The 22,321-nt window shown below is 62.9% G+C and carries 13 protein-coding genes; 4 read left to right on the top strand and 9 right to left on the bottom strand.

Annotation, left to right across the window (positions count from 1 at the left end; all coding sequences use genetic code 11):
* Positions 1-4: 4 nt before the first annotated feature.
* From ACZ5B4_RS09900 to ACZ5B4_RS09880, 5 genes are all read right to left on the bottom strand, one after another.
* Positions 5-2,344, bottom strand: coding sequence for a hypothetical protein (locus ACZ5B4_RS09900; RefSeq protein ID WP_464911064.1), 2,340 nt, complete (start codon positions 2,342-2,344; stop codon positions 5-7).
* A gap of 28 nt (positions 2,345-2,372) precedes the next feature.
* On the bottom strand, positions 2,373-3,794 hold the full coding sequence (locus ACZ5B4_RS09895) for a DUF1501 domain-containing protein (protein WP_464911063.1): 1,422 nt from the start codon (positions 3,792-3,794) through the stop codon (positions 2,373-2,375).
* A 156-nt stretch (positions 3,795-3,950) separates the two neighbouring features.
* Positions 3,951-5,552: a DUF1553 domain-containing protein gene (locus tag ACZ5B4_RS09890; RefSeq protein ID WP_464911062.1), complete on the bottom strand. Its 1,602-nt coding sequence runs from the start codon at positions 5,550-5,552 to the stop codon at positions 3,951-3,953.
* Between the two features lie 480 nt (positions 5,553-6,032).
* Positions 6,033-6,986, bottom strand: coding sequence for a tRNA (adenosine(37)-N6)-dimethylallyltransferase MiaA (gene miaA, locus ACZ5B4_RS09885; protein ID WP_464911061.1), 954 nt, complete (start codon positions 6,984-6,986; stop codon positions 6,033-6,035).
* Positions 6,987-7,070: 84 nt separating this feature from the next.
* Entirely contained in the window at positions 7,071-8,579 is a 1,509-nt protein-coding gene (locus tag ACZ5B4_RS09880) for a sulfatase family protein (RefSeq protein ID WP_464911060.1), read from the bottom strand.
* 592 nt (positions 8,580-9,171) lie between these two features.
* Between ACZ5B4_RS09880 and ACZ5B4_RS09875 the strand changes: the two genes are divergently transcribed.
* On the top strand, positions 9,172-9,450 hold the full coding sequence (locus tag ACZ5B4_RS09875; protein ID WP_464911059.1) for a PGPGW domain-containing protein: 279 nt from the start codon (positions 9,172-9,174) through the stop codon (positions 9,448-9,450).
* A 179-nt stretch (positions 9,451-9,629) separates the two neighbouring features.
* On the opposite strand, the gene ACZ5B4_RS09870 is transcribed toward ACZ5B4_RS09875, so the two are convergent.
* Positions 9,630-10,241 carry a thioredoxin family protein gene (locus tag ACZ5B4_RS09870; protein ID WP_464911058.1) on the bottom strand — a complete coding sequence of 204 codons (612 nt, stop codon included), beginning with the start codon at positions 10,239-10,241 and terminating at the stop codon, positions 9,630-9,632.
* A 326-nt stretch (positions 10,242-10,567) separates the two neighbouring features.
* Complete coding sequence (locus ACZ5B4_RS09865) at positions 10,568-11,326, bottom strand: ATP-binding protein (protein ID WP_464911057.1); 759 nt, start codon at positions 11,324-11,326, stop codon at positions 10,568-10,570.
* Between the two features lie 541 nt (positions 11,327-11,867).
* Between ACZ5B4_RS09865 and thiC the strand changes: the two genes are divergently transcribed.
* A complete protein-coding gene (thiC, locus tag ACZ5B4_RS09860; protein ID WP_464911056.1) occupies positions 11,868-13,211 on the top strand; it encodes a phosphomethylpyrimidine synthase ThiC in 1,344 nt (447 codons plus the stop codon).
* Between the two features lie 325 nt (positions 13,212-13,536).
* Entirely contained in the window at positions 13,537-15,645 is a 2,109-nt protein-coding gene (gene fusA, locus ACZ5B4_RS09855) for an elongation factor G (RefSeq protein WP_464911055.1), read from the top strand.
* 43 nt (positions 15,646-15,688) lie between these two features.
* Here the strand turns inward: fusA and tyrS are convergent, their stop codons facing one another.
* Both tyrS and ispD read right to left on the bottom strand, forming a co-directional pair.
* Positions 15,689-16,981: a tyrosine--tRNA ligase gene (tyrS, locus tag ACZ5B4_RS09850; RefSeq protein WP_464911054.1), complete on the bottom strand. Its 1,293-nt coding sequence runs from the start codon at positions 16,979-16,981 to the stop codon at positions 15,689-15,691.
* A 114-nt stretch (positions 16,982-17,095) separates the two neighbouring features.
* Positions 17,096-17,836 carry a 2-C-methyl-D-erythritol 4-phosphate cytidylyltransferase gene (ispD, locus tag ACZ5B4_RS09845; protein WP_464911053.1) on the bottom strand — a complete coding sequence of 247 codons (741 nt, stop codon included), beginning with the start codon at positions 17,834-17,836 and terminating at the stop codon, positions 17,096-17,098.
* A gap of 403 nt (positions 17,837-18,239) precedes the next feature.
* Between ispD and ACZ5B4_RS09840 the strand changes: the two genes are divergently transcribed.
* Positions 18,240-22,178: a family 10 glycosylhydrolase gene (locus ACZ5B4_RS09840; protein WP_464911052.1), complete on the top strand. Its 3,939-nt coding sequence runs from the start codon at positions 18,240-18,242 to the stop codon at positions 22,176-22,178.
* The last annotated feature ends 143 nt before the right edge of the window (positions 22,179-22,321 follow it).

The raw sequence follows: 22,321 nt of genomic DNA, 5'->3' as shown, positions 1-22,321 counted from the left end.
CGGACTATGATCGGCCGGGGTCGCGGGAGTCCGAGCTTTCCGCGGTGTCACCGGCGGGCACGACCTCGAACGGAATCGCGGGCAGTACTCCTACAAAGACCTTGAAGGATTGATTGGAATTCGGCCGTTTCTGCTCCGAGAAGAGCTGCAAGATCAAATTTCCCTTCAATCCAGGCGTCAGTTCCGCAGCCGCCTGCACCGGTACCGAGACGCGGTCCGGCGATACGGATACCTTCCCGAGGGAGATTCCCTCGTTCGGTTCCAGCAGCTCCCACTGGAGGGCGGCGATGTTGACGCTGCGGGCGAAACGTGGGAGGTTGAAACGAACGGCCGCGGTGCCGCCTACCGGTAACTTGAGAGGCAGGACGTTGACGGGCGTCAAGGCAGGCGTGAAGCGCGATCGACCGCCGACGAAGATCATCCAGGGGTCGGCCGTCACCAAGTGGCGGTAGAAGAACGCTTGCATCAGATCGTCGGCCGCGGCGGCTTGCCGCGTGACGGTCCTTCCGGCGATTTGCGCCTCTCCCAACAGGTTGGGCCTGAGTAGGCCGGGAGAACCTGAGGGAAGAACGGTAAGCGTCATGCGTACGCGATCTTGGCCGGCGGGGATAAGGTTGCCCGACAGCCGTAGGTCGTCGCTCGCTCCCGCGATCTTCAGCCGGATTTCACCGTCGAAACCGTCTCTGCGAAGGGCATAGACGTCCACGGGAACGGTCATGCCGGGCTGAGCGTTGAGGCAGGAGGGCACGACTCGCAATTGGAAGTCCGGTTGCGGCCGGCTGATCCGCAGGCGATAGATGTAGTCTTGCCCGCCGCCTTGCTGCATGTCCCGAACCTCGACGCGATAGTCGCCGTCTTGCGGCAATACCGCGCGCACGTAGGAATCCGCGTGGTGCGTCAACCAGCCGACGCCCTTGTCCTCCCAATCGTCACCCATGGCGACCTGCTCGCCGTTCGGGGCCAGAAGGCGGACGAACGAATCGACGGGTGATCCGAGTCGCCGGGCCGTGACTTCCAGCACGACTTCTTCGCCCTTTTTCCCGGGGAAGACGTAGAAATCGCGATCTCCCACGCGATCCACCACGCCGTTGATGATGGTTTCGAGCGTTACGGCTTGGGCCTGAGCGGGCGAGTCATTCGGCTCCTGCTCCGGGATGTCGGGAAGGGTATCCACGGCGAACAAGACCCGGCCCAGGGCGCCGTTCATCCGCGCAGGGGAGAGGGCATGAATGCCCGGCGGCAAATCCGCCGCGGAGATGCTCAGGGTTTGCGCGGAGAGATTCCAACCGTCCAGGCGGAACGTTCGCGTCTCGCCTTGCCGCAGTCCCGCCGGTTCGACGGCCGTGGCAAACGGGATGTCGCCGACCGCCATGCGGTACACGAAATCCTCGCGACCGCGGAACACGGAGTCCTTGATTTCCAGCACATAGTCGCCGTCGGCCGGTATCTCGGCCCTGAGAACGGGATCGGGGTGAAAGCGATAATCGTCCACATAGGCCAGCTCCTTGCCGTCCGCCGTTTGCAGACTGAGCGTCGCTTGGAACCAGCCCGGCACGGCGTCGGCCAGGTACGGGATCAACTCCCGCGCGAAGACGACGGCCGTGAGGTGCTGCCCCTTTTTCGCCGAGAACCGGAAGCGATCGACGTCGCCGGGGAGAATCTGGCCATTGATGACCAGCGGAAAGGCGGCGGTGATGCGGTACGCCTTGTCGCCTTCGTTGGGTTCCTGCTCCGAGATTTCCGGCCACGGTCCCACCTGAAAACGCAGCGGATTGGATATGGCGGCCGGGGAGGCGGCCCGCAGCAGATAGGTGCCCTGAGGAACCTCGCGCGCAACCGCGATCTCCACGATCAAGCGATCGGCGATCTGGGGATTGGGCTGCCGCTTGGGGTCGTTGCGGATGCGACGGTACTCTTCCAGGGCCTGGATCTCCTCCGCGGAAATGCCCGCGTCCTTGGCCACGTCGATCAAGATCGACATGTAGTCGGCGGGCAGGCCCATGCGTCGGCGGCGATTGGTCTCCTCGCGGACGCGGTCCCGCAATTGCATGAGCTTCTCTTGCAAGTCGTTGACTTGTTTTTGCGTCAGCGGCTTGATGAGCCGAACGACCTTGGCCTGGATGCCGTCATTCGGCAGACCTTCGCCGGCGAAAACGATCTGGTGAACGCCGTCCAGGAATTGGCCGCCGATCGTGACTTGGAATGTTGTGCCGGCGCGTCCTCCGGCGGGGTAGACGTAACCGAGCCCCGGCGCGCGTTGCTGCTGCCCGAAAACGGTCGGCCCGCACCACGCCGCGGCACAAACCAGAATGCCCGTCGCCGTCCACGATCGGATGGCTTTCATCGTGATCGTCTCCAAGCTAACTCGCATCTCACAAGATTTCTCGCAAATGCCCGCACAGCGGTTTTCCATCTTCCGGTTCGGGTGTCAGCCGGACCATGTCACCCGAGGGATGCCGTAGCGAGGCGGTCGGATCGATTCCCAAGAGCTGATACATGGCGGCGATGAGATCGGTGGGATGGACCGGCTTGTCCTTGGGTTCTTCGCCCTTGGCATCGGTGGAGCCGACGACTTGCCCGGCGCGGAAGCCCCCGCCGGCCACGAGGACGGAGAAGGCTCGGCCCCAGTGGTTGCGGCCGCCGCTCCAGGGCGGTTCCCACAGAACCTTGGGCGTTCGCCCGAATTCGCCGCAACACCAAACAATCGTGGAATCCAGCAAGCCGCGATCCGACAGATCGGAAAGCAAGGCCGACAACCCGCGGTCCAGCTCCGGCAGCTTCCGCTGCATGATTTGGAAGTGCTGCTTATGGGTATCCCAGCCTTTGTAGTTGATGGTGATGTACCGGACGCCGCGCTCGACCAGGCGCCGGGCTACCAGGCAAGATTGTCCGAAGGTATTTCGGCCGTAACGTTCGCGAACGTCGTCAGGCTCCTCGGCGGGTTCGAAGGCCTTTCCGCTGTCGCCCAGGATCAGATCGTAGGCCGTCTCTTCGGCTTGGACGAATTCCGCGATGTTCGGTTCGTCTTGCATGGCTTTGCGGAAGGTGTCCAGCCTTTGCAGCAACTCGCGGCGGCTCTTCTGTCGCTCGGTGGAGACGGCCGTGGAAACGATGCCCTCCACGGCGAAGGGCGTACGGGCGGGGTCGCCGCCGGTGGCAAAGGGTTTGTATCGCGGCCCGAGGAAGCCGGCCTCGGAGAATCGGCCCTGCGGTTCCGTCAGCACGATGTAGGGAGGGATTAAGCTTTCAGATGCCTGGGATTCGGCGCGGGCCTGTTGCCCTTGAAAATAGGAAACCACGGCGCCCACGCAGGGATACACGTAGCGATCGCCGGGCATCCGGCCGGTTTGCACGAGGTACGAGGCGGTCTCGTGCGCATTGACCCCGTGGGCCATGCTCCGGATCACGGAGTACTTGTCGGCCATCTTGGCCAACTCCGGGAGCAATTGGCCGATGCGAATCCCGTCCACATTGGTCGCGATGGGCTTGTCGAGCGGTCCGCAGTAATCGTAGCCGGCGTCGGGCTTGGGGTCGAAGGTGTCGGTATGGGCCGGTCCGCCCCAGAGCCAAATCTGGATGACGGCCTTGGCCTTGCCCCGTGTCGCTTGGGAGGCCGGTTCGAGGTGCGGGGCGAAACCCCAGGCCATGCGAGTGCCCCACAACAGGCCTGCCGCGCCGAAAATCCCCCGTCGCAGAACGGCCCGCCGATCGAGCGTCCGCCTCCCGCCGGCAGACTCGCAATTTCCGGATCCCTCCGTGGTCAGCATCACATGCGCCAGATCATGTCGCATCATACATCCTCCTCGGTCAGGAAATCTTCCCTTGCGGCAACTGCGGCGGTTGCCGTCTTCTCGGTTCGCAGGTTCTATGTCGCTCGTCGTGCATCATCCACGCAGGTACGGCCGCGGGGGAACGCCCCTCCGCTCACCGATTAGTGTCGATACAAGAATTTAGTGTCGATACAAGAATTCCGTGCTGTTGATGAGGCTCCAAGCAGCGTCCACGGCCAAGTCCCGTGAACGGAAGGCACGGCCGCGCCCCGCCGGGAGCAAGGCGTTCAACTCTTCTGCGGTCGGCGGGCGAGAGAGTATCGTCAGGTACATCCGGCGGATGGTCGCCTCGTTCCAAGTACCCTCGCGCAGCCAGGCCAAGCCGGGCCCATTTTCCAGTTTGCGGTAAATGTGGCTGGAATTGAGCAAATGCAGACGTTGGTCCGCCGTAAACCGGGGATTGCGTTCCGAGGTCAAGCCGCTGTCGCGCGGCGGTCGGCCGAACAATTCCAAAAACGAGCTGGTGATGCTGCCGTCGGTCAGGCCAACGGCCCGTTGCCCCGGCGGAATGATCGAGTACGGTTCCGGGATCATGCTCCAGTAATCCTCGCTGGTGCCGGTGATGTCGCAAATGGCATCGATCAGAACCTCGGCTTCCAGCCGGCGAACCGGATAATAGGCGAATTGGGCCGCGGCTCGTGGATCGGAGCTCCGCGGAATCGACGAAAGCTGATAGGTCCGCGAATTGAGGATCAGACGGTAAACATGCCGCAGATCGTATTGGGATCGCACCAATTCGTCGGCCAAATACTGGAGCAATTCGGGATTGGCGGGCGGATTGTCATCGCGAAAGTCGTCCGGCTCGTGAACGATTCCCCGCCCCAAAAGCCAGGCCCAAACGCGGTTGACCGCCACCTTGGCGAAGTACGGATTGTCGGGCGAGATCAGCCACTCGGCGAAGACCTCTCGGGGGTCCTTTCCGGCCGGCAAGGGCACGCGGGTACCGTCCGGCAGGACCCCGACCAGGGACCGATTGGCCGTGCTTCCCGGCTTGGCGAGGGCCTGGGTCGGATCCCAGCACACGATTTCTTCCTTCCACTCCCCCGTCGGTTTGTAACCAATTTGGGCGAAGAATGCGGCGAACCCGTCCAGGCGTTCTTTGGGCCATTTTTCCGCCCGCGCGCCCAGAAACGTCAAGGCCACGGTTTGTGCGATTCCTTCCGGGCTGCGATCTTGAGCGGCGCGATAGAAGTTGACCGGCGGCACCCGGAAATTGCTCCCGGATGTGGTCAGCAATTCCCTGGCGAAGCGGTCGTACGGCATGTTTTCCAAAACGGCCGTTCGCACCCACTTGCCGTAGGATTGGACCGCGTTGGGCCAAAGATTGATGGGAAACTCGGATTTGATGCGAAGGATGTCTCCCCATCGCATGGCCCAGTAGTCGGCGTAGGCATCGGTGCCGAACAGCGATTCGATCAGCCTTTGCCGTTTTTGGGGATCGCCGTCGGCAAGGAAGGCCCGCACCGCATCGGCCGACGGCAGCGTCCCCGTCAAGTCCAAATAGACGCGACGTATGAAGACGGCGTCGGAGCAGAGCGGCGAAGGAGTCAGATTCAGCTCCTTCCATTTCGCGGCCGTCAGTTCGTCGATGCGGTTGGCCGGAACGAATTCTCCCGCCGACTCGAAGGGCGGCAGGATTTCTCCGGGGCGGGGTGTAGCCGGGGCCTCGCTCCAGCCGCCGGCACAACCGAGGAAAATTAGAAAAGGGAGAAGTCGACGCATGCACCTCGTCCTTCGTTTTGGTCCTCGTCATGATAGGCCGAGCGGCCGGTGCGGACGGGGAGTGGGCAGAACGGCAAACGGACAAAAGCTCGAATCAATAACTCAGCGAACCATGGTGACGCCGATCTCCTCGCCGCAATATCGCCTTCCCGGCGTCGCCTCGACGGGATAAGCACCACAAGGCGATGACTCCCTTGTGATCATCATTGGAAAAGCCGCCGGCGGCTCGGCTGTCTGTTGCCCGTGGGGTTTTTCCGACGTCGCGATCGGCAGGCGATCACGACCCGCTCTCAACCTAATAACCCGGCGGCGCTCCGCCTAATAACCCGGCGGCGCTCCGCACGCTAACACTTGCCCTATGGATTTAATGAACGGCGAGTCCACAGGCGCACGATCCGCCGTGCGGCGATCGGGCGGTACTGAGCGGCGGGGAGCGGCTCCACTTCCCGGCCGCGGCAATTGCAAGCCACGCAAACGGCATCAAAAACCCATCTTCAGAAGGATTCTCCCTGCGATTATATGGGGGGAATCTTGGGGCGAAACCGGAATCGCTTCCACTTCTTCCAAGTGGCGGAACCACGTCATCTGCCGTTTGGTGAATTGCCGCGTCCGAAGTTTGACTTGGGCGATGGTTTCGTCAAGCGAGCCTTGCCCGGCCAAAAAAACGATGACCTCCTGATATCCTAATGCTCGGGATGCCGTGGGCCCCAAACCTTTGGGGTGATCGAGTAGCCGCCGAACCTCATCGACAAACCCCCGCGCGAACATGGCGTCGGTTCGGCGCTCGATCCGTGCGCAGAGCAGCTCGCGGGGCAGGTGGAGTTGGAAGACGCGGCCCATCGCTTCCGAACGGGGCCGGTCGAACTGGGCCTGAAGTTGACTGATGCGCTGCCCGGTCGTTTGGTACACCTCCAATGCCCGAACGATCCGCCGCTGATCGTGGGGGTGCAGCTTCGCGGCGGCTTGGGGATCGACTTCGGCCAGTCGGGCATGAAGGAATCCGGGCGGATGGCGGGCGGCCTCGTTCTGGAGCCGGCGACGCAGCTCGGGATCGGCGGGCGGGCCTTGAAAGATGCCGCGAAGGACCGCCTTCAAATAGAGCGGAGTCCCTCCCACGAACAGTACCGGCTTGCCCCTCCGGCGTACCTGTTCCACGGCCGCGGCTGCGTCTTCCAAGTACCGGGCAAGGCTGTATTCCTCCCACGGATCAACCAAGTCGAGGAGGTGGTGCGGGATGCGGCGGCGGGTTTCCTCGTCCGGCTTGGCGGTGCCGATGTCCATTCCCCGGTAAACCGCCATGGAGTCCATGGACAAGATTTCGGCCCCGAGGCGTTCGGCAAGCAGGACGCCGACCTCGGTCTTGCCCGACGCGGTCGGCCCGGTCAAGAACCAGCAATTCTCCAGCGAGATCCGTAGTTCGCCCGCCGATTCCATCCGAGGCCTTTCGTTGGTTGCGAATTCAGATCAGGGCGGCCTGCTCAATCTCGGCGGCGCCGGCCGGCTCGCGCCGGCCGACCTTCACGGCTGCGGATTCTCACGGTCCTCCTCGCCGTTCAAACTGCGCAAGACCGAACGCTGCCATACCTCCAAGGCTTGGGCCATGCTCCGCACACGATCCGGCGCTTCGTCCGCCAGGTTCGCAGTCTCGGCGGGGTCCTTTTGCACGTCGTAGAGTTCCCAATCCACGCCGCCGTTCTTATTGGGGATGCGGTGCAGCTTGTACGGCCAGTCCAACCAGGCGGCATGGCCGGGCCCAATGTCGTCGGGGTATCGCTTCGCGGGGCGAGACTCCTCCTCCGGCGGGGGCGAGGCCGGCTTTTCTCCAGTTTGCTCCGCCAGGAGGTCGGCCAAGATGCTTTCGCTGGGGGTCACGATTCCAGCCACCGGATACACCCAAAATCCCAGCGGCTTTTCGCGGCGGGAGTCGCCGAGTCGATTGTGCAACAAGGGGCGCAGGCTGATTCCGTCCAGGATACGATGGGGCAGGGGGACGCCGGCCACGTCCGCCACCGTGGGCAAAATGTCTACGGTGCCGCAAGGGAAATCGCTGACGCGTGGTCGATCGATGATGCGCGGCCATTCGATCACGCACGGCACCCGCAACCCGCCGTCCCACAGCGTACCCTTCCGCCCGCGGAGGCCGCCCGTTGAACCCTGCGGAATGGCCCCATTGTCGCTGGTGTACCAAAACAAGGTGTTTTCCCGGACGTTGCAGTCGCGGAGGGTCTGCCGCAGCAGTCCGACCGCCCGATCCAAGGCCGTGATTTCGCCCAGGAAGTCGCGTACGGCCTCGGGCTGGTCGGAATACAGGTTGCGGTCCTCCTCGAGCGCCCGGTGGGGCGAATGCGGGGAGCCGAACCACACCACCGCGAGGAACGGCCGTCCTTCGGCGACGGCGTCGCGAATGAACTCAGCCGCCGCCTCGGCCGCGATGATGGAACTGTCGCCGTGCTTGCGAACGACGGTGCCTTGATCGCTCATCAAAGGATCAAGGTCATAGAAGTTGGGGGTGGAAAGCCATCGCTCGAAGCCCATCGCGCCGGGGGAGAGTCGGCCGTCCTTTCGTACGGAACCGAGATGCCATTTGCCGAAGTGCCCCGTGGCGTAGCCGGCCCGCTTTAGGATTTCCGCGACGGTGACCTCGTCGGGGCGGAGGGTATGTCCCCAAGAGAAACACCCGAAACGATTGGGATGCCGGCCCGTGAGAACGCTGCCGCGAGTCGGCGAGCAGACGGGCGCGGCGGCGTAAAATCGGTCCAATCGCAAGCCCTCACGCGCCATGAGATCCAAATTGGGCGTCTTGAGCACGGGATGACCGTTGTAGCCCACATCCCCCCAACCTTGGTCGTCCGCCATGCAAAGCACGATATTGGGTCGATCGGCAGGTGTCTCGCTTCCCACCGCGCGGATCGGCCCGAGTGCGGCGCAGACGAGCAGCGATGCAACGCCGATTCCCAGACTTCCCAGCCGAAGCAACCACCAGGCCGAACAATGAAGATGCGTTCCGCGAAGATACGTTCCGCGCATGACGGACAACCTCCCCAGGACTCAAGGTTCGAAGTTTCGAAACGCCGCCCGATACCCGAAAAGCTCGGTGATTCGCGGAGTTGCCTTGCGTTGCCGCTCGGCACGGTCAATCGGGCGTTGCGGGCGGAAGGGGGCTCAACCGTTCGCTCGATCTTGCCGATGATGGACGGTTTGGGCCGCGGTGTCAAGGTTTTCATCCCCGGGAGCGCGGAGGCTCGCCGTCGGGCGTGAAAGAATCCATTTGCTTGCCGATTGCCCCATGGAGGGTATGCGTCGCGAATTGACGTCGGGGCGACTTGCGGAGCAGTCTCCGCGTGCGGCTACAATGCCTTATGGGAACGGTCCCATCCGGGTGATGCCTTTTTCTCGTCAGAGACTATAAAGAAACGCAAGCCGAGGCGACGTTGTGAAATCGTTCGGCTCTGAGCATTCGAGTGACGATCTCGTTGCGGCAGGCGAAACGAAACCGCACACTACGGATTCCCATCGTTTGGATGACGGTCGGGCGTCCGACGCGAAGTCCGCGGACGAATCGCCGCCGGTTCTTGGGGCAAACTGGGCGGTCCGATGGGCCGTCCAACACGGATACCGCATGCTGCGGCGCCTCGTCGTCGCCCTGGTGGGTTTTTCGGTCTTGCTCATAGGACTCATCATGGTTGTCGGGCCCGGACCGGCCATCCTGGTGATTCCGCTGGGTCTGGGCATTTTGGGGTTGGAGTTTCGTTGGGCGCGACGGCTCCTCCGGTATGCCCGGCAACGCCTCCAATCGGGAATCGAAGACCTGTCGCGAAGGACCCGGGCAAACCCCGATCCAGGGAGGGACGACAAGTCCGATCCCGATGATCGCTCGATGTCCGCTCAGGGCATGTGATTCTGGCGGCGTGCGTTGCCCATCGGCCGCCTGTTGCGGAGGCAGGCGCGCGGGCGAAAAAAAGCACCGAGCGTGCTCGCTCGGTGCCATGGAGAATCTGCGAACGCAGCAGTAAGCCGGACGGGTCGGGGCGATCGAGCATCATTGTGCCGCGCGGCCCGCCCGGGGGGCGAAGCCCGTCACTCGTACTTGATACCGCACCCGAAGGCCTTCGTGTGCGTTACGGCCGGGGCCTTGCCTTCCAGCAGGGCGTTCAAAGCGTCACGCAGATAGTGCTGCTTCACTTCCTTTTCTTTGATGTTATCATCGATCGCGCCCACGTAGGCGACCTTGCGATCCTTGTCGAGCACGAACACGTGCGGCGTAACCGCAGCCCCGTAGTCGCGGCCGATCTTCTGCGAAGAATCGTAAAGGTACGGGAAGTTGAATCCCTTAGCCTTTGCCCGAATCTTCATCTGGTCGAGACGATCCTGGGGGAGGTTGTTGACGTTGACGGCCACGACCTGCACGCCCTTATCTTTGTAGTCGCGTTGCAAGGCGACGAGGCGATCTTCGTAGGCCACAGCCACCGGACAGTGATTGCAGGTAAATACCAGCACCACGATTTCGGCCTTGGAGTAGTCGGCCAAGGAGTGCTGTTTATCATCGATGCCGATGATCCCGGACCAATCGGGCGCCTCGGCGCCGACCTTGATTTCCGTGAGTTCCTCCGCGAAAGCGCAGGAGGTCAAAACAGAAAGCCCCACGGCGAAAAGGGTACCCGACAACATCACACCCAGCATGCGCGACATCGAAATCACCTCCATCTCAAAGAACCTTACACGTCACTAGCACCTGCGTTCACGGACGGGCACGCGATGTTTCCGTGGGCCGTCCGGGCCGCTGCCTCCAGCGCTTTGGCACGAGCGGATCTGCCGCCCGAATCATGCGTTTGCTCACGGCGTGGAAGGCGACGAGCAAGCAAATCTTACTCCGGCGATTGCCTCCGGCAACCCCACAAAGCGATGGGGGATTTCTCGCAATCGGAGGGATTGACGTCTCGTCGCCATGCCGGTCTGCGCAGGAACAGACCGATTTCGGCCGGCCCGTGCGAGATGGGGAGATACCGCGTCGATTTCTAGGCGCAAGGTTCCGAGAAGGTTTTGTCGGCCGTCACCTCACCGCGCGAGGACACGCTGATTTCGCGCAGGGGCGTGACGGCTCCCGCCGCCTGCCGGGCCGCCTGAGTGATCCGCAGCAGTCCGCCGCAGCACGGTACCGACATGCGGAGGATGGTCAGCGAGCGAATGCGCCCATGCAGCATGATGGCCGCGAGTTTTTCGCTGTAGCCTCGCGTATCATCCAATTTGGGGCAGGCCGTCAGGCATACACCGTCACGCAGGAATCGCTCGTGGAAATCCATCACGGCAAAGGGCACGCAATTGGCGACCAATAGCACGTCCGCGTCTTGGAAAAAGGGGGCCGTGGGCGAAACCAAATGAAGCTGAATGGGCCAGTTTTTCAGGCCGGGAGAGGAGGAATCCATGCGTTTTCCGGGCGTCACGGGAACGGCGGCCGACGTCGGAAGAGTCGGACCGGTCGGGGCGGGGGCGGGCGGCAACACGGTCAAAGTCGGTATTGCGATGCTTGGACACGAGGAAAGCCGATGCTCGTGTACCAGCCGTTCATCGAACGCGTCGGCCTCGCGTTCGGTGATGGTGATCGCGCCGTGGGGGCAATGCCCCAGACACGCGCCCAAGCCGTCGCAAAGGGCGTCGGCCATCAGCCGGGCCTTGCCGTTGACGATCCGAATGGCCCCTTCCGCACAGGACGGTATGCACTCGCCGCAGCCGTCGCATTTCTCCGGATCGATATGCACGATTTTTCTGAGCGGCATTGGAAAACACGCTCCCGGTTGAAAAGAAATAAAGAAATTGGGTGCAAAAACGTTCGCCAAGTCCCGGCTGTGCGCCTCGCAAGTCATCCCGCCGATCCGCGCGTGGAGGGAACGACTGGTTAGCGTAAAACGGTTGGCATAGAATGTAGATCGACCGCGTGGTTTGTTATGTCGAATTGTACAGACGAAAAGGGCGCAAAGCATCTGCAAGGCTGGAAGACGCCGTGCATGGGCAAGTAGGCCCGGCCTGCTCCCGACGCACCGCCGTGAAGAGGGGCGAGGCGTGTCGGTGGTTGGGATCGAGGCATGATCGCCTCGCCCGACCATGCTTGCTCCTGAACCAAGCGCGAAACTGCTGCGGTCCCTCGAGAGCCGTGTCGAAACGCCGCCTGATGGACATTTTGGGCCGGCCGAGCAACGGAAGGAACTACCAAGCTCTCAGTTTGACATGCTGCCGAGGCTTGCAATCGGATAATTGGAGGAAATCGAGAGTCGGCTGAGCCTGAATCAGTCGGCATACCCGGAATTTAGGGATTGTGGAATGAGGACGCAAATTGAGGCCGCCCGGGCCGGTGAGATCACCCCGGAAATGGAATATGTCGCCAAGTCGGAAGGGCTGACCCCGGTGCGGGTTCGCGACGAGGTGGCGCGGGGAAGGATGGTCATTCCCGCCAACCGAGTGCATTTGGAGAAGGGGCTGAAGCCGATCGGCATCGGTATCGCCTGCCGCACCAAGATTAACGCCAATCTCGGCAACTCCGCCCTGCAAAGTGACCTGCATTGCGAATTGGACAAGGTGCTCTGCGCGGTCAACCTCGGGGCGGACACCGTGATGGATCTTTCGACCGGCAAGGATATCAATACCATTCGCGAGCACATCATCGCCGCGTCCCCTGTTCCAGTGGGCACCGTGCCGATCTACCAGGTGGTGGAGGAAATCCCGGACATCGCCGACATGACGGTCCGGAAGTTTCTGGATGTCGTTGAGCTTCAGGCCTCGCAAGGGGTGGATTACATGACCATCCACTGCGCGGTCTTGCGAGAGCACCTGCCTTTGGTGGAAAAGCGGGTAACAGGTATCGTGAGCCGCGGCGGATCGTTGATTGCCAAGTGGATGGCCATCCACGGGGAAGAAAATCCGTTATATACGCATTTTGACGACCTCTGCGACATCATGCGTCAATATGATGTCACGTGGAGCCTGGGCGATGGGTTGCGACCCGGTTCCTTGGCCGATGCGAGTGACGAGGCTCAGTTTGCCGAGCTGAAGGTGATGGGCGAATTGGGGCGGCGGGCCAGGGAACGCGGTTGCCAGGTCATGATTGAAGGTCCCGGCCACGTGCCCATGGATCAGATCGAGGAAAACATCCGGCTGCAACAGGAGTGGTGCGACGAGGCCCCGTTTTATGTACTGGGACCGCTGGTGACCGACGTTGCGCCCGGCTACGATCACATCGCCAGCGCCATCGGTGCGGCGATGGCGGCTTGGTATGGGGCCGCCATGTTGTGCTATGTTACGCCGCGGGAGCATCTCGGGCTGCCGAATTTGGAAGACGTACGGCAAGGGGTCGTCGCCTATAAGATCGCAGCCCATGCCGCCGATGTTGCCCGGCACCGTCCGGGCGCCCGCGATTGGGACGACGCCCTGAGTCGTGCCCGATTCCGCTTTGATTGGGAGGAACAGTTCCGCCTGGCGATCGATCCGGAGACGGCCCGGCGGTTGTGGCAGGAGTCTGCCCGACCTGGCACGAGCCCGACCAGCAAGTACTGTAGCATGTGTGGGCCCAAGTTCTGTTCCATGCGGCTTTCGCAAGATATCGCGGAGTTGCGGGAGGCATCCGATTTGCCCCAAGATGCCGAGGAGGTGAAACAACTCCCCACCTAAAGCCCATCATTTGAATGGCGATCCGGGACTGCCGCGGGGCGGAACGGCGCGGGCCTCTTTTACGCGAATCAGACGCGGTCGTTGCGCGATCGCATGGCCGCGGCGTCTCTTCTCGACCCGCAGCGCGGCGCCGGAACAGATTTGGCGGCGTCTCCGTCGGCGTTCGTTGCGGGGACCGGCAAACGCGAAAACCGGCCAAGTAATTTCGCGGTGTCCGTATTGGACCGAATAGCGGCCGGCGGGTAAAATTGATGGTTTCGCGCTTGCCCGACGGCAGGCGCTTGCGGACTCAACAGGGCGTGGTTTGGCGTCGAACGGTTAGCTTATGGGTTTTGACAGGCAAGATATCGATAATACCCGAAACATCGGGATTTCTGCGCACATCGACTCGGGGAAGACCACCCTGAGCGAAAGGATTCTGTATTACTCCGGTCGGATCCATCGCATGGGCGAGGTCCGCGGCGAGGGGCCCGGCGCCACCATGGATTATATGGAGCTGGAACGGGAACGCGGAATCACCATCACGAGTGCGGCTACGTCGGTTTCCTGGTTGGGGAAGAAGATCAATTTGATCGATACCCCGGGCCACGTGGATTTCACGGTCGAGGTGGAGCGGAGCCTCCGCGTCTTGGACGGTGCGATTCTGGTGCTATGCGCGGTGGGCGGCGTGCAGGCCCAATCGCTGACCATCGACCGGCAGATGCGGCGTTACCACGTTCCCCGGCTGGCCTTCATCAACAAAATGGACCGCGTGGGGGCCGACCCTTGGAAAGTCGTCAAGCAGTTGCACGATCGGCTGGGCTGCGATGCGGTCCTTATGCAATTGCCGATCGGTCGCGAATCGAATTTCCAGGGAGTGATCGACCTGGTGACGCAGGAGGCGGTCTATTTCGACGGCGAGGAGGGCGAGCGGGTCCGCCGCGAAGCGGTGCCCGACGGCATGCGTGAGGAGATGTTGGCGGCACGGCGGCAGATGCTGGAATCGCTGGCCATGTACAGCGACGAACTGCTGGAGGTACTGTTGGCCGAGGAGGAGCCGTCGCTGGATCTGATTTATCGTGTGGCCAAGGAAGCGGTTTGCAGCCTGCAATTGACCCCGGTGTTTTTGGGTTCGGCTTTCAAGAACAAGGGCGTTCAGCCGCTGCTGGACGCGGTCGTCCGGTTGCTGCCCTCGCCCGCCGAGACGGAAGTCAAGGCGATTCCGCCGGGAGGAACCGAGCCGACGCTGGCGCTTTCCGCCGACCCCGATCAACCTCTGGTGGCGATGGCCTTCAAGTTGGTGGAGGATCCCTATGGGGCGTTGACGTTGTTCCGCATCTACCAAGGCTGCATCGCCAAGGGCGAATCGTACTACAACCAACGAACCGGCAAACGGGAGCGTTTCGGCCGGATCGTGCGATTGCACGCGGATAAGCGGGAGGAGATCGAGGGGGCGGGTCCGGGCGACATCGTGGGCGTGCTGGGTATCGACGCCGCCAGCGGCGATACCTATTCCTCGCTCGCCGGATTCGGCACCCTGGAGAGCATGTTCGTCCCCGAGCCGGTCATCAAGATGGCGATCATGCCGGTGGAGCGAGGCGGAGCGGATCGCTTGGCCAAGGCCTTGTCGCGATTCCGCCGCGAGGACCCCACTCTCCAGATCCTTTCCGATGAGGAGAGCGGCGAGACCTTGATCGCCGGGATGGGCGAGTTGCACCTGGACGTGTACGTGGAACGCCTCCGCCGCGAATACAAAGTGGAAGTGGTGGTTGGGGCACCCAAGGTCAATTACCGCGAGGCGCCCACCCAGCCCGCCGAATTCAACGTCCGCCATCGCAAGCAGACCGGCGGTTCGGGGCAGTACGCCCACATCGTCGGCCGCATGGAGCCGCTCCCCGAGGACGCGGAAGAGAGCTTTCTTTTCGAGGAGGCGATCGTCGGCGGGCGGATCCCGAAACAGTACATCCCGGCCATCGAAAAGGGGCTGCGGTCTTCGCTGGAGAAGGGGCCCCTGGCCGGTTATCCCATCGTCGGTCTGCATGTCCTCGTCGAAGACGGCTCGTATCACGAGGTAGACAGCTCGGACCTGGCATTCCAGATTTGTGCCCAGACGGTCATGCGCGAGGCCTTCCCGCGGACGCAGCCGGTCCTCTTGGAGCCGATTATGCGGATCGAGGTCGAGTGCCCCGAGGCCTGCCAAGGCAACGTGGTGGGCGACCTGATCGGGCGGCGGGGGTTGATCACCGGCTCCACCGTCATGGGACCGATCGCCCGAATCACCGGCGAAGTGCCCCTGGCCGAAACCTTCGGCTATGCCACCGTGTTGAGGAGCTTGACGCAGGGACAGGCCACATTCTCGCTGGAGTTTTGTCGGTACAAGCGCGTGCCGTCTTCCGTTCAGGAAGAGATCATCGCTCAACGCCGCAAACGACAGACCGCGGGGGTCGGTTCCTGATCGCCGTGATTCCCTTCCGGATACCGCGAAGTCACACGCGTTCCTAGGAATCGAAGCGCAGGAGGGCGTAGCGCTTCTTTCCGGCGCGCAGGACCACGGCTGCGTCTCCCACCAAATGGCGCACCGTCAGCCGGGCGTCCAGGTCGCCGAAGCGGACGTTGTTGACGTAGGCGCCGCCTTGCTGGATCACGCGCCGCGCATCGCTCTTGTTCTTGGCCAAGCCGGCTGCGCATAAGGCGTCGATCAGCGGCAAGCCCTCGCCCTCCAGCAATCCTCGAGGCACGGCACTGCTCGGCACGTCGGCGAAGATATCGTTCAATTCTTGAGGGGAAATCCGTTCGATGGGAGCGCCGAATAGGACCTCGGTCGCGCGTTCGGCGGCCTCCAAGCCCTCCGCGCCGTGCACCAGCCGAGTCAACTCGGTCGCCAACGTGCGTTGCCCCAGTCGCTGCTCCGGCGCGGCGCCATGCCGCGAAACGACGTCGTCGATCTCCTCCACCGGCAAATCGGTGAAATACTTGAGGCACTTTTCGACCAGATCGTCCTCGACGTTGATCCAGTATTGATAGAAGCGATAAGGGCTGGTCTTTGCGGGGTCGAGCCACAACGCGCCGGACTCCGTTTTGCCCATTTTGGTGCCGTCGCTCTTCGTCAATAGCGGACAGGTCAGCCCGTGGAGCTGGACGCCGTGCAATCGCCGGGCGAGATCGATTCCCGCCGTGATGTTGCCCCACTGGTCGCTTCCCCCCACTTGCAATTCGCATTCGTACCGGCGGAAGAGATGAACAAAGTCGTAGGCCTGGAGGAGCATGTAACTGAACTCGGTGTAGCTGAGTCCGGCATCGCTCCGCTCCAGCCGCTGGCGGACGGAATCCTTGGTGAGCATCACATTGACGGGGAAGTGCTTGCCCACCTCGCGCAGAAACTCCAAGTAGCCGAATTGCCCCATCCAGTCGTAGTTGTTCAGCAGCAGGGCGGCATTGGCCGAGCCTTGGAAATCGAGAAAGCGGCGGAGTTGCCGTTCCACGCAGCGGACGTTGTGACGCAGTTGCTCCTCGGACAAAAGTTTCCGCTCTTCGCTCTTGCCGCTAGGGTCGCCGATCATGCCGGTGGCCCCGCCGATCAGGGCGATCGGGCGGTGGCCCGCCTTTTGAAAACGCCGCAGGATCATCAGGGCCATCAGGTGACCGACATGGAGACTGTCCGCCGTGGGATCGAACCCCGCGTACAGCGTTCGCGACTTTTGCAGAAGCCAGGATGCCAGGCCGGCATCGTCCGTCGTCTGGTGGATCAAACCGCGGAGACGCAAGTCCGCTACAACGTCGAAGTTGGGCATGGTTGTTAGGCTCTTTTGATTCTGAGGATGCCGAGGACGGCTGATAAGAATCCGCGGCGAAACACCTTTCGGGCGGGGCTCACAGGCTCCTAAAACGAGCACGCTTGGGGGCCGTCAGCGCCAAAGATCGTCATCCGCGAAAGGGTGCCGCGGTTCGGCGAGTCGGGGTTTCGGCAGCACGTCCAGGATCTTCTCCGCCAATCGCAGATCTTCCCGGGTCGTGATTTTGATGTTCAAACTCGAACCGGGCACGACGTGAACCTTGCGGCCGGCCCTTTCGAGCCATTGGGCATCGTCGGTGACGGGCTGGATTCCGCTTTTCTCGCACGCCTCGATCAGCCAATCGCGGCGAAAGACCTGGGGGGTTTGGGCCTCCCAAATCCCTTGGCGAGGAAGCGTTTGCACGATCACCTCATCCGCTCCCACCTGCTTCAGGGTCGCGACGGCGGGGATCGCCAGGATGGCGGCGCCCGTCTCTTCCGCTTTCGCGAAAACGGCGTCGATCCAGGGATCGGCCAGACAAGGTCGGGCGGCGTCGTGGACGCACACGAAGTCGGCCTCCGGCTTTACGGCGGCCAGCGCATGGCGCACGGAATCAGCCCTCTCCTTGCCGCCTTCCACCACCTGAACTCCGAGAATGGCGATCTCCGAAGCGAATTTCTCGCGAAAAAACTCCTGGTCGTCGGGAGACACGGCGACGATGACTTGGACGACATCCGGCCGTTGCAGGAAGCGGTGAACGGAATGCAGCCAAACCGCCCGACCGGCCAACGGGGCGAAGGGTTTTTTGTAGCTTCGGTCGCGAAAACGGGAGCTGGCCCCCGCCGCCGGCAAGATCACTGCGAATTTCGACACGATTTAGCCTCTCTTCTCACACGCCGTGGAGCGAAAGCTTCATTTTCCCCCAGCGTTCGGACCCGTCAAGGCGATGGCCCCATGCTCCTCGTCAATACCGGAGGATGCCCCTCGCAAGTCGGGCATGGAAAAAATGGGATAGCTTGGATCGGAGCCGGATCACTATAATCCGCGTGCTGGAATGTCGCCCACCGCCGGACTCGTGCTGCCTTCCAACCGGTGGGATCTTCGCAAGGAAGCGTAGCTTGCACGGTCGGCATCGTTCGCTCGTGCAGGGAGCGCAGAGGGGACTATGCTCGGACAAGGAGGTCCGAACTCTCACCGACCCAAATCCCTTGCTGCCGAGGCCGTTTCGCCCTCGTCGGAGGAAGAGCGTTGCGCGCCTCGCCGGCGAGCTTGCGTCGTGCCGTTCTTGGTCTGGTCTGTCCTGCTTCTGTCGGCCGCTCGGCATGGTGCGGTTTGGGCGGAGGAGGTGGGGTTACGCATTTCTTGGGGTGGAGAAACCCCCCTCGCCTGGCGCGGCGAGATCGCCGTGAGCGACGGTTCGATTCGCGATTGGCGTCCCATCGGGTCGGAGGTGGATGAAGCGGCAGCCGTCGTTTGGCTGAACGGCCGGCTTCGGTTGGGCGCTCCCTCGCCGCGATTCTTCGACGGCGTGGATATCTGGGTGGAAGGAAGCGAGGCTACCACGGTTCGCGTTTCCGTCGGGGCGGGAAGCGAACCGGCAAGCTCGCCCCTGTTGCTCCGGTTGGGCGATCTGGCGAAGCAGTCGGTTTTCCATGCCGATCTGGACGGCCAAGGCAATCGGCTCTTCGTGGAGCGGATACCGGGCGACACTCTGCACGTCACTCTTTCGAGACCGCACTTGGTGTTCGACCCCGAGGAAGCCATCGACTTGGAGGTGGAACCGCGGGGGGTGGCGGCGCCGGGGGCGAGACTGATGCTCCGCGCGGAATTAGCGCGGCCCCGGTGGAGCGGAAATGCGCAAGAGGGATCGCGGAGCGTCCTGCCCCAGATCGCGTTGCCGCGGTTCGGCGGGACGGGAGAACCCGCCGCGGCGATTCAGCACGACTTTTCCTTCATGCCCGGCGCAAAAATACCCATCCGCTTGACGGCCCCGCGCGAGGAAGGCGTCTACGAGATCATCCTGGATGTGGTTTCCACGGGCCGACCGCGGCTTTCGGAAGCCGTGATGCGGCCCTTCGCCGCGCCGACGGTGCTGGCGACGCGACGGGTGCAGATCGTGGTGCTGGGCAGGAGTAAACCGGTCGAGGAATCTCCCGTGGGAACCTTGACGGTCATCGGCGAGGCGGTACCGGCCACCAACCCCGTCATTTGGGAGCGGCTTCCCTTGATCGCGCAGCATCTTGGGCGATTGGGAGTTTGGAATCGGGGCGACGCCTTGGGTAGCGGCCGCCGCGGCACGCGTGAAGGCCCCAACGGCGCCATGGTGGAACTGACGTCCGCCGGCGCGGAGCCGGCTTGGGAAGCACTTTCCTTGCCGGTCCGCGAGCTTGGTTTGCCGCACGTCCTCGAAATCGAGCTTCCCGCCGATGTCGAGCAGGTCATGGCGGTGAGCATTTTGGAGCCGAACGCGGCGGGGGCGATTCACCCGCCCACGTTGGATTGCGGAGTTCATGCGGGCGTGAACGGGATCGGCGCTCCCGCCCGATCGGATTGGATCCGGCACCATGTCATCTTTTGGCCGCGGACGGAGCATCCGCTCTTGGTTTTGGCCGCCGGACGGCCGGACCTACCGTTGGTCCGCGGCAAGATTCAGGTCTACGCCGGTTGGCGGCGATTGCCCGAGCTCTTCCCCGCCGAGGTCTTTCCCACGGAGCGGTGGATCGCCGCCTATCTCCACCGCCCATTATTCGCCGCCGAGTTTCAAGGCCCGGATGTCCCCGGCCCGTTCCGTCGCCAAGGAATCGAAGATTGGCGGACGTTTTTCCTGGCCGCATCGCGCCTGACCGAGTATTTGAACTACGGCGGATACAACTGCCTGGTGATGTCCGTAGCGGCCGACGGGACGGCCTTGTATCCCAGCCGGGTACTGCGCCCCACCCCACGATTCGACTCGGGATGCTTCGCGCCGGACGGCGACGATCCGGTGAGAAAGGACCTTCCGGAAGTCCTCCTGCGGCTCTTCGACCGGGAAGGCCTGTCATTCATACCGGCCGTGGACTTCTCCATGCCGTTGCCGGATTTGGAGACCGCCATCGGTCGCGGCGGGACGGCGAAGCGGGGTTGGCGGTGGATCGGCCCCGACGGTCGCGCCCTGCATGAGGTTCAACCTCCCTACCGCGGCATGGCGCCGTACTACAACATCCTTCAGCCCGAGGTCCAGGAGGGAATCTTGGCCGCGGTTCGCGAGCTGTTGGAACGGTATCGCGATCATCCTTCCTTGGCCGGCTTGGGAATCCAGATCTCGGCTTACGGTTATGTCCAACTGCCCGGTCCGGAATGGGGCATGGACGACGCCACCGCCGCGCGATTCGAGGAAGAGACCGGCGTCGACCTCCCGGAGACCGGCGAGAATCGGTTTGCCGTGCGCGCCGAATTATTGCTGGGACGCTACCGCTCGCAATGGCTGCGCTGGCGTGCCCAACGCCTGGAAAGCTTCTATACCCGCGTGTACCAAGAGTTGGCGGCGGTGCGGCCGGACGGCAAGCTGCTTTTGTTGGCGCCCACGATGTTCGTCGGCCGCGATTGGGAGGATCGATTGCGGCCGAGCCTCTTGGACCGGCCGGACCCGACGCAAGTCGGCTTGGAGATCGGCTTGCAACCGCGCAACTTCTATACCCAGCCGAACATCGTGTTCTTGCAGCCGCGCCGCGTGGTCGGCTTTGCCGATTTCAGTGTGCGATCTTCGGAATACGAGATGGCCCAACTGCTACTAGGTTTGCAGGGAGGCTCCCAGTCACCGGTGCCGGGGGTCTTGTTTTACCACCCTCCGCAAGAGTTGCGGTTGACGGGCTTCGACGCGGTCAGTCCGATTCAACCCTCGTATTTGTCCATCTTGACGCAGCCGACGTCGGGCGGTTGGGAGGCCAGACGCCGATTCAGCCGCGCTTTGGCGGAAACCGATGCCCAAATCATGTGCGACGGCGGTTGGCGGATACCGCGCGGACAGGAGCCGATCCTCCGCACATGGTTTGCCGCTTACCGGCGCCTGCCGAATTTGCCCTTCCAGGACCTCGCCCCGGAGGAAGTCGGCGGGACTACACAGCCGGTGCGGATTCGCAAGGCTCGGCGGGGATCGGAATCGTTTTTCTATTGCGTCAATGAGGCAGCCTTTCCGGTGACCGTGCAAGCGAAACTCCGATTTCCGGCCGGAACGGCATTTCGAGAGCTGAGCGGAGCACGCACCTTGGCCCCGCCGAGGCGCGGGGAGGACGGAACCGCCGTTTGGACGCTGGAACTCGATCCCTACGATTTGCTGGCGGTGCGCGCCTCATCGCCGGACGTGTCGTTTCAAGAGGTGAAAGTCGTTTGGCCGCCGGAAACGACGCAGGCCGTCGAGGCGCTGGTTCGAGAACTGAATGAGCGGGCGGCGACCTTAAGCTCTCCCCCCGCCTATGTCGCGTTGGAAAACGCCGAGTTCGAGCCGCGGAACGGAGAGGCCGCCGTTCACGGCTGGAATGCTCTCGCGCCGGCCGGCGGAGAGATTCGCCTGGATCGCGCCGTCAAGCACGGCGGCGAGAGTTCGCTCTATATGGTCTCGAACGGACCCGAGGTCAGCGTCGTCAGTCGGCCGTTCCCCTCGCCCCGGACGGGACGCCTCACGATCTCGCTGTGGGTTCGCACTCGGGACGCTCGTTGGCAGCCTCCGTTGCGCGTGGTCTTGGCCGGGGAACAACGCGGTGAACCGTTCGTGCGGTTCGCGGAGGTGGGCGTCTCCCCCACCGGCCGCGGCGTGCCGGCCGTGGATGTCGCCTGGTCTCCGATCGTTATCGAAGTCAGGGACCTGCCGATGACGGGCTTGTCTCCGCTGCAATTGCGATTTGCCCTGACCGGTCCCGGCGAAGTCTGGATCGACGACGTGCAATTGTGCGATTTGGCCTTCACCAAACCGGAGCGTTTGGAGCTGTTCAAACTGATTGCGCCCCTGGAAGCCAAGTTCCACAACGGTGAAATCGCGGACTGTATTCGGATGCTGGAGGGCTTTTGGCCGCAGTACCTCGTTCATAACGTCCCGCGTGCGGATATCATGGTCGGCCGGAAGACGGAACCACAGCCGCAGCCGCAAGTACGGAACCCGCCGCCGCAAAAGCAGCCGGAGAAGACGGCCGGATTCATGGACCGCATTCGCGGTCTGCTGCCCGAACGGTTGCGGTTTTAAAACCTTCCGGCGTCTCTGCTCGGAGGAAAGCGCGCGGACTCGCGTTCGCGTTAGCGGGTGCCGGAGATCCGGTTCGTCTCGCAGAGCGTGGGGTAGCTCGCATCAGGTATCTTGAAGCCCTTGCAGCCGCGGACGCGTTACGC

The organism is Thermogutta hypogea, from assembly GCF_055386265.1.
This window is presented reverse-complemented; position numbering and strand designations above follow the sequence as displayed.

Excerpts from the sequence above, each read along its gene's own strand:
- miaA (WP_464911061.1), bottom strand. The coding sequence starts at position 6,986 with ATGGAATCGGCGGGCGAACTACGGATCTCGCTGGAGAATTGCTGGTTC.
- ACZ5B4_RS09865 (WP_464911057.1), bottom strand. The coding sequence starts at position 11,326 with ATGCCGCTCAGAAAAATCGTGCATATCGATCCGGAGAAATGCGACGGC.
- ACZ5B4_RS09870 (WP_464911058.1), bottom strand. The coding sequence starts at position 10,241 with ATGTCGCGCATGCTGGGTGTGATGTTGTCGGGTACCCTTTTCGCCGTG.
- tyrS (WP_464911054.1), bottom strand. The coding sequence starts at position 16,981 with ATGCCCAACTTCGACGTTGTAGCGGACTTGCGTCTCCGCGGTTTGATC.
- fusA (WP_464911055.1), top strand. The coding sequence starts at position 13,537 with ATGGGTTTTGACAGGCAAGATATCGATAATACCCGAAACATCGGGATT.
- ACZ5B4_RS09890 (WP_464911062.1), bottom strand. The coding sequence starts at position 5,552 with ATGCGTCGACTTCTCCCTTTTCTAATTTTCCTCGGTTGTGCCGGCGGC.
- thiC (WP_464911056.1), top strand. The coding sequence starts at position 11,868 with ATGAGGACGCAAATTGAGGCCGCCCGGGCCGGTGAGATCACCCCGGAA.
- ACZ5B4_RS09875 (WP_464911059.1), top strand. The coding sequence starts at position 9,172 with ATGCTGCGGCGCCTCGTCGTCGCCCTGGTGGGTTTTTCGGTCTTGCTC.
- ACZ5B4_RS09880 (WP_464911060.1), bottom strand. The coding sequence starts at position 8,579 with ATGCGCGGAACGTATCTTCGCGGAACGCATCTTCATTGTTCGGCCTGG.
- ACZ5B4_RS09895 (WP_464911063.1), bottom strand. The coding sequence starts at position 3,794 with ATGATGCGACATGATCTGGCGCATGTGATGCTGACCACGGAGGGATCC.
- ACZ5B4_RS09900 (WP_464911064.1), bottom strand. The coding sequence starts at position 2,344 with ATGAAAGCCATCCGATCGTGGACGGCGACGGGCATTCTGGTTTGTGCC.